Annotated in this window: 14 protein-coding genes and 1 tRNA gene; 12 read left to right on the top strand and 3 right to left on the bottom strand. The window is 36.7% G+C overall.

Features of this window, described 5'->3' with window-relative positions; translation table 11 throughout:
- Positions 1-68: 68 nt before the first annotated feature.
- The 10 genes from O0931_RS09555 (at position 69) to O0931_RS09510 (ending at position 10128) form a co-directional block, all read left to right on the top strand.
- A complete protein-coding gene (locus O0931_RS09555) occupies positions 69-1022 on the top strand; it encodes a glycosyltransferase family 2 protein (protein WP_269415334.1) in 954 nt (317 codons plus the stop codon).
- A gap of 69 nt (positions 1023-1091) precedes the next feature.
- Complete coding sequence (locus O0931_RS09550; RefSeq protein WP_269415443.1) at positions 1092-2060, top strand: glycosyltransferase family 2 protein; 969 nt, start codon at positions 1092-1094, stop codon at positions 2058-2060.
- Positions 2057-2845 carry a hypothetical protein gene (locus O0931_RS09545; RefSeq protein WP_269415333.1) on the top strand — a complete coding sequence of 263 codons (789 nt, stop codon included), beginning with the start codon at positions 2057-2059 and terminating at the stop codon, positions 2843-2845. The genes O0931_RS09550 and O0931_RS09545 overlap by 4 nt, the downstream gene beginning before the upstream one ends.
- Before the next feature lie 44 nt (positions 2846-2889).
- Positions 2890-4437 (top strand): GH3 auxin-responsive promoter family protein, encoded by a 1548-nt coding sequence (locus tag O0931_RS09540; protein WP_269415332.1) that lies wholly within the window; start codon positions 2890-2892, stop codon positions 4435-4437.
- 57 nt (positions 4438-4494) lie between these two features.
- Positions 4495-4872: a four helix bundle protein gene (locus tag O0931_RS09535; protein ID WP_269415331.1), complete on the top strand. Its 378-nt coding sequence runs from the start codon at positions 4495-4497 to the stop codon at positions 4870-4872.
- Positions 4873-5092: 220 nt separating this feature from the next.
- Positions 5093-6289: a 1-deoxy-D-xylulose-5-phosphate reductoisomerase gene (locus tag O0931_RS09530; RefSeq protein WP_269415330.1), complete on the top strand. Its 1197-nt coding sequence runs from the start codon at positions 5093-5095 to the stop codon at positions 6287-6289.
- A gap of 29 nt (positions 6290-6318) precedes the next feature.
- The gene (gene rseP / locus O0931_RS09525; RefSeq protein WP_269415329.1) at positions 6319-7635 is read left to right on the top strand and encodes an RIP metalloprotease RseP; all 1317 of its coding nucleotides are present in this window, start codon (positions 6319-6321) and stop codon (positions 7633-7635) included.
- Positions 7636-7710: 75 nt separating this feature from the next.
- Positions 7711-8247 carry a Fe-S protein assembly co-chaperone HscB gene (gene hscB, locus O0931_RS09520; protein WP_269415328.1) on the top strand — a complete coding sequence of 179 codons (537 nt, stop codon included), beginning with the start codon at positions 7711-7713 and terminating at the stop codon, positions 8245-8247.
- Positions 8248-8380: 133 nt separating this feature from the next.
- Entirely contained in the window at positions 8381-8671 is a 291-nt protein-coding gene (locus tag O0931_RS09515) for a DUF3817 domain-containing protein (protein WP_269415327.1), read from the top strand.
- Positions 8672-9147: 476 nt separating this feature from the next.
- Positions 9148-10128, top strand: coding sequence for a sensor histidine kinase (locus tag O0931_RS09510; protein ID WP_269415326.1), 981 nt, complete (start codon positions 9148-9150; stop codon positions 10126-10128).
- Positions 10129-10211: 83 nt separating this feature from the next.
- On the opposite strand, the gene O0931_RS20135 is transcribed toward O0931_RS09510, so the two are convergent.
- Positions 10212-10469, bottom strand: coding sequence for a LytTR family transcriptional regulator DNA-binding domain-containing protein (locus O0931_RS20135; protein ID WP_428982664.1), 258 nt, complete (start codon positions 10467-10469; stop codon positions 10212-10214).
- Between O0931_RS20135 and O0931_RS09505 the strand changes: the two genes are divergently transcribed.
- Positions 10412-10981 (top strand): hypothetical protein, encoded by a 570-nt coding sequence (locus tag O0931_RS09505; RefSeq protein WP_269415325.1) that lies wholly within the window; start codon positions 10412-10414, stop codon positions 10979-10981. The genes O0931_RS20135 and O0931_RS09505 overlap by 58 nt on opposite strands.
- A 184-nt stretch (positions 10982-11165) precedes the next feature.
- A tRNA-Leu gene (locus tag O0931_RS09500) sits at positions 11166-11248 on the top strand.
- Here O0931_RS09500 and O0931_RS20130 read toward each other — a convergent pair.
- Complete coding sequence (locus O0931_RS20130; RefSeq protein ID WP_428982668.1) at positions 11199-12872, bottom strand: recombinase family protein; 1674 nt, start codon at positions 12870-12872, stop codon at positions 11199-11201. The two genes, O0931_RS09500 and O0931_RS20130, sit on opposite strands and share 50 nt — an antisense overlap.
- Positions 12850-13038 (bottom strand): hypothetical protein, encoded by a 189-nt coding sequence (locus O0931_RS09495; RefSeq protein ID WP_269415324.1) that lies wholly within the window; start codon positions 13036-13038, stop codon positions 12850-12852. The genes O0931_RS20130 and O0931_RS09495 overlap by 23 nt, the downstream gene beginning before the upstream one ends.
- Positions 13039-13077 lie beyond the last annotated feature (39 nt).

The following is a 13077-nucleotide window of genomic DNA, read 5'->3' as shown; positions in this document are numbered from 1 at the left end:
AAATTTGCACGTTTTATTTTGAACAAACCTCATAGGTTTTAAAAACCTATGAGGTTTAAATCTTAAAGATGGATATATCAGTTGTAGTACCCTTATTTAATGAAGATGAATCGCTGCCGGAATTAACCGCCTGGATTGCTAAAGTGATGGATGAAAATAATTTCAGCTATGAAATTATTTTGGTCGATGATGGTAGTACAGACAAATCCTGGGCAGTTATTGAAGCTTTAAAATTGCAGAATGATGCAATTAAGGGCATCAAGTTCAGAAGAAATTATGGTAAATCAGCTGCATTAAACGTTGGCTTTGAAGCTACACAAGGTGATGTTATCATTACAATGGATGCCGATTTACAGGATAGTCCTGATGAAATACCTGAACTGTATCGCCGTATTAAAGAAGAAAAACTCGATTTAATTTCCGGCTGGAAAAAGAAACGCTACGATCCGATTACTAAAACCATTCCTACAAAATTATTCAATGCTGCTACCCGAAAAATGAGCGGAATTGAGTTAAACGATTTCAATTGTGGCTTAAAAGCGTACAGAAGTGATGTAGTTAAAACCATCGAAGTATACGGGGAAATGCATCGCTATATTCCTGTAATTGCGAAATGGGCTGGTTTTACTAAAATAGAAGAGCAGGTTGTAGAACACAGAGCCCGTAAATATGGAACCACTAAATTTGGTTTCAGCAGATTTATTAATGGCTTTTTAGATCTACTTTCAATATTCTTTGTGGGTAAATTCGGTAAACGCCCGATGCACTTTTTTGGAACTTTGGGTGTATTAAGTTTCCTAATCGGAACGTTCATGTCATTATGGATGATTGGCGTAAAGCTTTATCATATTGCAGCCCATATTCCATATAAAAGAGAAATTACCGATCAACCATTGTTTTACATTGCCCTGGTTGCAATCGTAGTTGGATCGCAAATGTTTTTAACAGGTTTTGTAGCAGAATTAGTTACGAGAAACGCACCTGAGCGAAATCAGTATTTAATCGAAAAAGAACTTAAATAGATGTAAAATGTAAGATGTAAAATGGATTGCCCATCGTACATCTTACATTTTCCCTTTTCCATCTCCAATATGTTTTTCTCCATCATCATTCCGCTTTATAATCGTCCGCAGGAAATTAACGAACTCTTGTACACGTTGACTAAACAAACTTATTTACAGTTTGAGGTTTTGGTTATTGAAGATGGTTCTAAAGAAGATGCAAAATCAATTGTAGAAAGCTATGCTAATAAACTCGATGTTAAATACTTCTACAAACAGAACGAAGGGCAGGGTTTTACCCGAAATTTTGGTTTTGAAAAAGCAAAGGGAGATTATTTCGTAATCTTCGATTCGGATTGTTTAATCCCTCACAATTACCTCGAAATTGTTAAAAACTATCTTTATGAACACGATTTAGATGCCTATGGCGGCCCAGATGCTGCCCACGATAGCTTTACGCCTGTTCAAAAGGCAATCAGTTATGCCATGACATCACCGTTTACCACCGGAGGTATCCGTGGCAATAAGAAACATGTCGGTCAGTTTCATCCGCGTAGTTTTAATATGGGCGTTTCCCGACAGGTTTGGGAAAAAGTTGGCGGCTTTATTTTAACCCGATTAGGTGAAGATATTGAGTATAGCATTCGTATTCATGAGAACGGTTTTAAAATCGGCTTAATTCCGGAAGCTAAAGTCTACCATAAAAGACGGACAAGTTTCAGTCAGTTTTATAAGCAACTTCATTTTTTTGGCCGGGCAAGAATCAATATTTATAAACACTTTCCTAAAGAATTAAAGCTGGTCCATTTTTTTCCTGCGGTATTTACAGTTGGATTTATATTTACAATCCTCTGCAACATATTCTATTGGCCTTTAGGCGCTATTGGTGATTTTATATTGCTAATGTTCTTTTTGTTGATATTTTTTCATTCATGGTCAGTGAATAAATCGTTAAAAGTTGCATTTTTGAGTATTATATCTTCGTTTATCCAATTAACAGCTTATGGCTTAGGATTTATACAGGATTTATTTAAAAGAGTGGTATTTAAACAACAATGATAAACTATTTAAAAGAAAGCACTTTTGCTGTTAACGATGTAATCCAAAAGGCTTGGGGTATTACAAAAAAACATTATTTCTCTATAGCTACGTTATGTTTTTTAATGTTTATAACTGCCAGTGCATCCAGTTTAATGGCCTTTTTTATTAAAGATGTGAGCAGGGTTTTAAGTATCGCAATGGTATTTATTTTTATCATGCTTTACTTTACGTTAAATCTTTCGTTGTTCAAGTATATTTTTCATTTAATGGATGATGAACAAAGCGATGTAAAGATTGTCGATACTTTGCCGACCAGGCAACAGATTATACGCTTCCTGGTGGCCACATTATATTTTGTGGGTTGTATTTTTGGTGTTTACCTGGTGGTTATTTTAATCGCTTTTCCATTTATTTACACAGGGCTGGACATAACAATCGTTAAAAACGTTGCGATATCTGTTGGTATTATTGCGATTTTCATTACCTGGTTACGAATATCATTCTTTCCGTTTTTTATCATCGATAAAAATTGTACACCATTTGATTCTATTAAATTGAGCCTGGCCACAACAAAAGGTAACTTTACTAAAATTTTGTTGCTCCTTGTTGTTTTAGGCGGAGGATATTTAATCTACTTATTACTAAACTATCTACAATGGCCATTGGTTGCTTTTGTGGTAAACATTTTAAGTTCATTTATCATCGTGCCGCTATCAAGCGTTGCCTTAACCGTTGCCTACCGTAAAATTTCGAGTGAGTATCAAGGCGACGAACATCCTGATATTTTGCATAATATCGTTTAATCCCCTGCTCCTAAAAGGGAAGTTCAAAATCAGAGAAAAAATTAATGGCGATAGATAAAAACGATAGAAAGGCAAAGCCCCCTTCAGGGGCCTGGGGGTTTAAAGCAGCATTAAGTAAACCATTTGCCGCATTTGCAGTCTGGCAGATAAGCAAATGGAAGAATAATGCAGTTGCGGCTCAGCAAAAAATTCTTTTAAAACTTGTTGATCATGCAAAGCAAACGGCCTTTGGTAAGGATCATCATTTTTCGGAAATAAAAAACTATTCAGATTTTAAGCAGCATGTTCCGGTTCAGGATTACGAGGGTTTAAAACCTTATATCGACCGTGTTGTTGCAGGTGAAGCGGACGTACTCTGGAAGGGAAAGCCCCTTTATTTTGCGAAAACTTCGGGCACAACATCGGGTGTAAAATACATTCCGCTTTCGAAAGAATCGATGCCTGAACACATTAAGGCTGCACGTAACGCCATACTAACTTATATCAACGAAACCGGGAAAGCTGACTTTGTCAATGGCAAAATGATTTTCTTACAGGGAAGTCCGGTTTTGAATGAAAAGAATGGTGTTAATGTTGGGCGCCTTTCCGGAATTGTGGCGCACCATGTACCTAAATATTTACAGAAAAATCGCCTGCCTTCCTACCAAACGAATGTTATTGAAGATTGGGAGCAAAAAGTTGATGCCATCGTTGATGAAACGATACATGAAGATATGACGCTCATTTCGGGCATCCCACCCTGGGTTCAGATGTATTTCGATAAGTTATCTGAAAAATCCGGGGGCAAAAAGATTGGAGCGGTTTTTAAAAACTTCAGCCTGTTTATTTATGGTGGTGTAAATTTTGAGCCTTACCGGGCAAAAATAGAACAAAGCATCGGTAAAAAAATCGATTCTATTGAAACCTATCCGGCTTCCGAAGGTTTTATTGCTTATCAGGATTCGCAAAAAGATAAAGGTTTGCTGTTACTGGCGGATGCCGGAATATTTTATGAATTTATTCCTGCTGATGAATATCATAATGAAAACCCGACAAGACTATTTCTGGGCGAAGTTGAGTTGAATAAAAACTATGCCTTGATATTAAATACCAACGCAGGTTTATGGGGCTACAGTATTGGCGACACGGTTAAGTTTGTTTCTAAAAATCCTTATAAAATTGTAGTTACCGGCCGGATTAAACATTTTATATCTGCGTTTGGTGAGCATGTAATTGGCGAAGAGGTTGAACATGCGCTTTTATCCGTTGCCAATGAAGAAAATGTAAAAATCACCGAATTTACGGTTGCACCACAGGTTAATCCTGAAGAAGGTAAACTTCCTTATCATGAGTGGTTTATCGAATTTTCATCAGCGCCAACAGATATGGCTGCATTCAGTAAAAAGGTTGATGAGGCTTTGCAGAAGAAAAATATTTACTATTTTGACCTGATTGAAGGTAATATTTTGCAGCCGTTAATTATTCGTACTTTGCAAAAAGATGCCTTTGTAAATTATATGAAAAGTGAAGGTAAGTTGGGTGGGCAGAATAAAGTGCCAAGATTAAGTAATGACAGGAAGCTGGCGGACGTACTAAGTAATTATATTGTTTGATGGTTTTATTGTTATATTGTTTGCATGATTCCCTGTTGCAACTTAAAACAATAACAAATGGAACAGAATTATTTGCAATTGAATCAGATAACCGCCTACAAAAAATCCTTTCATCTTAGTAATTTGATATGGGAACTTACGTCGAACTGGGATAGTTTTGCGAAATATACAATAGGCCAGCAATTTGTCAGGGCTATTGATTCGATATCCGCTAACCTGGCTGAAGGCTTTGGGAGATATCATAAGAAAGACAAAATAAAGTTTTACTATTACAGCTTTGGGTCGGTAAAGGAGTGTTTGGATTGGAATGAAAAAGCAAGGGTTAGAAAATTAATTGACAACGAAACATACACAAAGATTTTTTCAATTTTGGAAATCCTGCCGAAGGAAATTCATCAATTGATAAAATTTACAAACGAAAGGTTAAAGATTTAATTAAGTCTTTGCTTAGTTAATTTTTAATACGAGAGGAATAACAATTGAACAATATGACAATAAAGCAACCTAGTAAGAATATCATCTATTAAGTTCTAAAGGAAGTATAGGTAAATGAGTGCTTAATTTATCAGGAAAGCCAAAAATACAAATTCAAAGATTTCTCGACTGCGCTCGAAATGACGGATTGAGTGCGTATTATTAAAAGTAACAACAACAATTGAACAATATAAAAAATATAACAATACAGCAACCTGTAAAACACATCACCATATTAGGTTCTACCGGAAGTATAGGTACGCAGGCGCTTGAAGTTATTCGGGATAACCCTGCAATCTTTAAAGTTTCAGTATTATCTGCGCTGAAAAATTCGGAACTGTTAATTCAACAGGCAAGAGAATTTAAGCCCGAGGTTGTCGTCATCTGCGATGAATCTCAGTATTCCTATGTTAAAGAAGCATTATCTCCTTTAAACATTAAGGTTTTAGCAGGAGAAGCAGCTTTGTCTGAAGCTGCGGCTTATCCGCAAGGCGATATCGTATTAACAGCATTGATGGGTTCGGTGGGTTTAAAGCCAACTATCGAAGCGATAAAAGCAGGTAAAAACATTGCTTTAGCAAATAAAGAAACACTCGTTGTTGCCGGTGAATTGATAACAAAACTAGCAATAGAGCATAATGTAAAAATTCTTCCGGTCGATTCAGAACATTCCGCAATTTTTCAATGCCTGGTCGGCGAGGCGCAGAATGAAATAGAAAAAATATACCTTACGGCATCTGGCGGACCATTTTTAGGCAGGGATAAGCATTTCCTTTCTGCAGTAAGAAAAGAACAAGCGCTAAAGCACCCAAATTGGGTAATGGGGGCTAAAATTACTATTGATTCGGCTTCGTTGATGAATAAGGGTTTAGAAGTAATTGAAGCAAAGTGGTTGTTTGATTTAGATGTTGATCAGATAGATGTCATCGTTCATCCGCAATCTATCATCCATTCCATAGTTCAGTTTACAGATGGTTCGATGAAAGCACAGATGGGCGTTCCGGATATGAAATTACCGATTCAGTATGCATTAAATTACCCCGACAGGCTAAAAAACAATTTTAAGCGTTTTAACTTTCTGGATTACCCAAACTTTAGCTTCCTGAAAGCCGATATGGAAACCTTCAGAAATTTGGATTTGGCATTCGAATCCTTAAGAAAAGGCGGTAATATGCCCTGTATCTTAAATGCAGCAAATGAAGTGGTTGTAGAGGCTTTTTTAAAAGATAAAATAGGTTTCCTGCAAATGAGTGATGTTATTGAAAGCTGTATGAACGATATAAAGTTTATTGGAAAGCCACAATTAACCGATTATTTAGAAACTGACAAACATAGCCGTATCTTAGCGGCCGAATTAGTAACAAAAAGTACATTTTAACATCTAACACAAAATAGTATAATTAGCATATGAATGGATTGATTATGGCGGGGCAACTGCTGCTCGGATTGTCTTTATTGGTAATACTACACGAATTAGGACATTTTTTGGCAGCCAGGGCATTTGGTATCAAAGTAGAAAAATTTTATCTGTTTTTTGATGCATGGGGTTTTAAACTTTTCAGTTTTAAGAAAGGCGATGTAGAATATGGTGTGGGTTGGTTACCACTTGGTGGTTATGTTAAAATTGCCGGAATGATTGATGAAAGTATGGATACCGAACAATTGGCTCAACCGGCTCAACCCTGGGAATTTCGTTCTAAACCGGCATGGCAACGCTTAATTGTAATGCTTGGTGGTATTATTGTAAACGTAATTGTTGGTATTATTATCTTCTGGATGCTGACATTCAAATACGGAGAAACTTTTACGCCAAACAGTGCCGTGGTAAACGGTATTCAGGTTGGGAAAGTCGCCTCAGATATCGGCTTGAAAAACGGCGATAAAATTTTGGCCATTAACGGCAACAAGGTTATCCGTTTCGAGGAATTGAAAAGTTCTAAAGTTTTAATGGGTAACACCATGTTAACGGTTATCCGTGGAGATAAAACCATTGAAATCAAGGTTCCTGATGATTTCTTGAATAAAGTAGCAGATGGTAAAAGCCTCTTTGCCGAACCTCGTTTAAAAACCATTGTAGATAGTTTAATGGCGGGATATGGAGCAGAAAAAGCAGGTATTAAGGTTGGAGATAAAATAACCGCTGTAGACGGTATACCCGTAAATTACCAGGATGAGGTTAAGCCGCTGGCTTTAAAGAAAAAAGGGAAAAATATAGCTGTATCTGTTAACAGAAATGGACAGCCCCTGCAATTTAATGTGAAGGTAGATACGTCAGGTGCAATTGGTTTTTATGGCCACTTTAATGAAATTCAGCGCAAAACCATTAACTATGGCTTTTTTGCTGCGCTTCCTGTTGGTGCCAACATGGCCTGGAGTACTTTTACTGATAATGCAAAAGGTATCGGCAAAATGATTACTGGAAAAGTAAGTGCCCGTAACATTAGCAGTCCGATTGGTATTGCAAAGGTTTATGGAAGTACTTTCGACTGGGTTAAATTCTGGACGTTAACGGGTTTGATTTCAATGGCACTTGCTTTTATGAATTTATTACCAATTCCGGGTTTAGATGGTGGTCATGTTGTTTTCCTTTTAATTGAAATGGTACAACGCAAGCCCGTAAGCGAAAAAGTATTAGAAAAAGCGCAGATTGCTGGCTTTGTTATTTTGATAAGCTTAATGGTGTTTGCCTTTGGTAACGATATTTTAAAAATATTCGGTAAGTAAAACGAATTTTATATAATTGCCGCAGATGCCTGAATAATTGATTTCTGGTATCTGCGGCTTTTTAATTTATACCCTATGCCCGAGCAAAATATATTTCCTGATTATTTTAAGTTTTACGAACTGCCTGTTCAGTTTCATCCTGATTTGAATGCGGTTAAAACAAAGTTCTATGCATTTAGTAAAAAGTTTCATCCGGATTTTTATGCCAATGAAAGCGAAGCTAAACAACAGGAAGTTTTAGATTTATCAACGCTGAATAATAAAGCTTACCAGGTGTTAAGCAATCCGCGGAAGCGCCTAAAATATGTTTTAGAATTGAAAGGAATTGTAGAAACTGATGAAGGTTATCAATTGCCTCAATCGTTTTTGATGGAAATGATGGATGTTAACGAAGCTTTAATGGATTTGGAATTTGAACCCGATGCCGAAAAGCTGCAACAGTTAAAAGTTGATGTTAATCGTATTGAAAGTCAATTGGAGGAAAAATTGAGTGAATTAACAAAGCAGTTCGACAGCCAGCCTAACGATTCGGCTGATTTACTGGCTTCTATCAAAGATATTTTTTACCGCCAAAAGTATATTGCCAGACTCAGGGAAAAACTTCCTCAATAAAAAACTGTTAATCTGCAATTTCCGCTTACTTTGTACTTCCACGGCAAACTTAGCAACACTAAATTGTAAAATCATTTTTTAGTTTTTGCAGGTTAAGTTGTTTGCGTTACTTTCGAAACAAACAATCAGATACATGAGTTCTCTTTCTATTTTTCGCAAGGTTGCCGTAGCCGAAGGTATTTCTTATTTACTACTGCTTTTCATTGCCATGCCTGTTAAGTATATTTTTCATTATAAAGAACTGGTTAAATACACAGGCTGGGTGCATGGTTTATTGTTTGTACTTTATGCAGCTACTTTGGTTTTGGCCTGGATGGAGCAAAAATGGAAATTTGGGCGTGCCATTTTAATATTTTTAGCTTCTCTTTTACCTTTTATGCCCTTTGTCGTAGACAGAAAATTAAAGGATGAAAGAGCCCTATAATTAATAAGCAATTGTATATATTTATTCTCTGTTTATGAGGGGATATTAATAGAGAACGCTATTTTTACACGACCTCCAATTCATTGAGGCTTTGAAGAAACACCATGTTTAAGTCCATTCCAATTGCACTCGGTTTCAAGTCTATAAAAAATAAAACCATTTGGAGAGATCTAATGGGTAGTAGAGCTTCCTTCTCCTTGGAAAGCAGAATTTTCCATTCAATCAGCGCAGGCTTAATTTTTCTTTCAGCCATTTATTGTCCTTACAATCTATATGCAGGTTTATATGTGGGCGCTTTATCAGCGCTCTTGTTATGCGCATTTTTTGCCTATCAATACTATCGCTCAAGATTCAGGGCAAAACCACACAGCACGATTCTTTTTGCTATTACCGGCATTTTAATTTTTGGAGTTAATTATTTCACTAACTCGGGTATAAACGGTTCAACAGATTTGATATGGCCGGCATATTTGCTATTGTTGCTGGCGATTTCTCCATATCAAGAACATTTGAGGTGGCTCATTATCTATATCACCTGTTTTTTAGGTCTTCATTTGTTAGAATTTTATTACCCCAATCTGGTACAATATCCTTTTACCGCAGGTCAAGGCCAGTTTATAGATAGGATTACAGCATTTCCATTACCAGTTTTAGTCACATACATTATTATCAGATTTATAAGAAAGAGTTATGATAGTGAAAGGCAAATTGCAAAAGAAAAAGCTTTAGCCATAGAGGAAAGTAAATTGCAAATTTTAGCACAGAAGGAGCAGTTGGAGAAAAGTAATAATGAAAAAAATAAGTTAATGTCTATCATTTCCCATGATTTGAGAACACCTTTAATAAATATCCAAAATTACTTGTGGTTGTTAAATGATTTGAAGATTGACAACACAGCCAGACCAATGTTAGAAACGTCGTTACTGCAATCTACAAATGGTGCAGTAGAAATGTTATCTAATTTATTGCATTGGTCTAAAACGCAGATGGAAGGGCTTAATATCAATTTGCAGGACATTAATTTATTAATGGCTTTACAAGGTACCCTGGAAATGGGCCAGTTATATGCCTCAAAAAAAGAAATTTCGTTTACCCATGATATTCCAGCCACTATCAACGTAACAGCCGACGTTGATATTTTACAGCTGGTGGTGCGAAATATAATTACCAACGCTGTAAAGTTTACACCGAAGGGGGGAAAAATTCAAGTAAATGCCGAACTGAATTTAAACTGGTGTAAAATTATTATAACGGATAATGGAAAAGGAATTGCCCCAGAAAAGCAAGAAAAAATTTTTTCCATTAAGGCGGAACCTACTTATGGCACCAACAATGAAAAGGGCGTTGGCTTAGGCCTTATGTTATGTAAAGAATTTATAGAAAAACAAGGCGGTAAAATAGAATTTGAAAGTAGCTTAACGCAAGGTTCAAAATTTTTTGTCTACATCCCTGTTTAGCGCAAAAAATAAACCAATACTAATTCCATACAGCCTGTACCGTGTTTTGTGTATTCCGGAATGATGAGTGGCCCGCCAACTGCTTAACTTAGTAAGTTACTATTTAAAAACCTGCTAAAAGTCTCTTTAAATGTACTGCCAATAGTGATTTCGAAGTTGTTCGATAAAATAATCGAATTGCCGTAAACAGATAAAATATGGTTTTTGGAAATGATATAAGATTTATGAATTCTTATAAAATTCTTATTTTCATATAAAGCATATTCTACTTCCTTTAAGGAAAGTGACGGATAAAGCGGCAATATTGGCTGAAGAAGGCAGGACTGCCGACAATTGGCCACAGCTCAGGGTGAGTGGAGGTATATTAGCCATTAGAAAAGGGACTGATTTAAATTTAGCAAGATTTAATCAGTACTTTAATTCTATTGCTGTGCAAAACATAGCAACACACCAAAAACCGCAGCACGTAACCACGAGTGGCGAAGAAGAAGACAGAGGTGCAATGGCAACCGAACTTAAAAGTACTGCGGCCAGCCTTGATTTAGGTACCAGTGGCAAAGCTGCTTTATCCGGAAAGCCTAAAACCTCCATCGAATTTTTGCGCCATTCGGGCATGAGCGGAAAACAGGTGAGGCATCTTGAAAAAACCGGGGCAGACATCCGTGATAGTTTAAGGGCAAAAATGCCCGAGGGTACCAGATTTGCCGATGAGGTGCTGCATGCTATTATTTTGCCCAAAACCGGGGCGCCAAGAGAAATCGGAGGTTATACCCTCGCAACACCAATGACAAATGCATTTCCTTTATTGGATAAAGGCACAGGTAACGTATCTGTTCTCCGGGAGCATAGATAAAAGGCCTGTTTTATGTTATTCATTTTTTTTAGCTGCTCTTCTATCATTTACTATTTGTTGTAGAGACAGAAAATTAAAAGATGAAAGGGATTATGAATTGAAAAACAATTGGTTAACAGCTAATTTAAAATATTTTTGTGATTTAGCCTTTCGTTACCTACATTTGCAACCCCGTCCAATACATGCCCGGATGGCGGAATTGGTAGACGCGCTGGTCTCAAACACCTGTGGGAAACCGTGCCGGTTCGACTCCGGCTCCGGGTACCAAGCCGGAGTTAGTTCTAATTTTAGATCTAACTCCGGCTTTTTTATGTGATAACAAGCTGTTAATCTGATAGATAAGATGCGCGGCAAGATTGACTTTACCGGTTCGACCTTTATTTTCTAAAATAGTCCATTTTTCTGGAAAGATCGAACCGATGATATAACGTTTTGCCTCAATATCGCCGTTAGAATACAATTTAGTGATTTTTTTGAACCTTTTTAAGGCTTCATCAACGATATCACTTACATCTGTTTTCGCATTGGCTTGATTTTTTAACTCTTTTAGCTGTGCTTCAAGTCTTACAATCTTCTCTTCACACTTAGATTTCATGATTTTATAATCAGTTACATCAATATCATCAGACAACAGCAATGCTCTAATTTTGGTCAGCATGTTATTTTGATCTGAAATCTCAGCAACTAATTGCTTTCTATTTTCATCAAAATTCTTTTTATTATCACCAAAGGTGTCACAGACAACTTGCTTGTACAATTCTGCCATTCCAGGTTTCGGAACAAATTTTTGTAATTCACGAACAAAGTCTTTATTCAATTCTTCAGCTTTAAACCTGGCTTTACACGGAGGCTTGCAATGGTAATAGTAATAGTAGCCGGGTCTGCCTTTAGACGCACTTCCAGTTAACGTACGGCTACAATCTGGACAATATAAAAACCCTCTCAAAGGTAAATTTTCTGGGGTTTGTACTTTCACTTGCTGAACTTTTTTTCGACCGTCTAGAACATCCTGAACTTCCCAAAACAACCTCTCACTTATCAGTGGCGTATGCTTTCCATCCGAAAGAAACATTGCATTGTTTTCATCGGGTGGAACAATAATCTTTCCACAATAAACGGGATTTCGAATGTTTGCCCAAAACGTATTCCTTCTGCATCTCATTCCTCTATCACTAGCTAGTTTCCATACATGATCTGTTGGATATATGCCTGCTGCAATCGTCTCAAACGCCCATTTCATATGAGAAGCTTCTGGCTCAATTAAATCGATATACTTAAATTTATCTTCGCGAATTTTATTTATGTAACCTGCTGGAGCTTTGCCCATCCATCTTCCTTCTAACTTACCTCTGCGCATACCAACAACCACATTCATTCCTCGCCTTATATTTTCAGCTTCAGCCATAGAAATATATACAGCTAACATTATTCGGCTTTCAGGCACTCTCAAATCTAATAGCTGATCAATCGCATTTGGTTCTATATTCAAACCTGTAAGCGTGTCGATCATATTGTAGGCGTTAGCTGTGTTCCTACTAAACCGATCCCATTTGGTAAATAAAATCAAATTGCAGTTCCTGCCCTTGGTCTTTTTTAACTCTAAAAGTAGCTTAGACCAAGCAGGGCGTTTTTTAAATGTCTTAGCAGAATAATCTTCATAAATAACCCGCCCAACTTTTATATTATTACGTTCACAGTATTCATGCAAACGCTGATCTTGATCTCTTTGCGAAAACCCTCTATCTGCTTGCTCATCTGTACTTACTCTGATATATAAAAAGGCGGTTGTTTGTTGTATATTTTTTAAACTGTTTGCTTTATTTTTCAGCTCTGGTTTATGCGTTCTTCTGTCACGATAAACAATTTGATCACCGATGTTTTTTGCTCTCATCACTATCCGTGCTTTTGTTTTTAACTAATTGATTTACAGACAATATAGCAAAATTATACATAAAATCCAAAATTATTTTTACCTCTTCAAACGTTACAGTTGTGCCGTGTTCATTAAGTATTTCTACAGCTTTTTGTGGTGTTATCGAACGTTTCTTATCCTGCATAATTTACCTTGCCTTTCTTTAATCGAAAAGCAATATGTA

Source organism: Pedobacter rhodius, assembly GCF_027213645.1.
GTDB lineage: Bacteria > Bacteroidota > Bacteroidia > Sphingobacteriales > Sphingobacteriaceae > Pedobacter > Pedobacter rhodius.
Note: the sequence above shows the minus strand (reverse complement) of the source record. Positions and strands in the feature narration are given on the sequence as shown.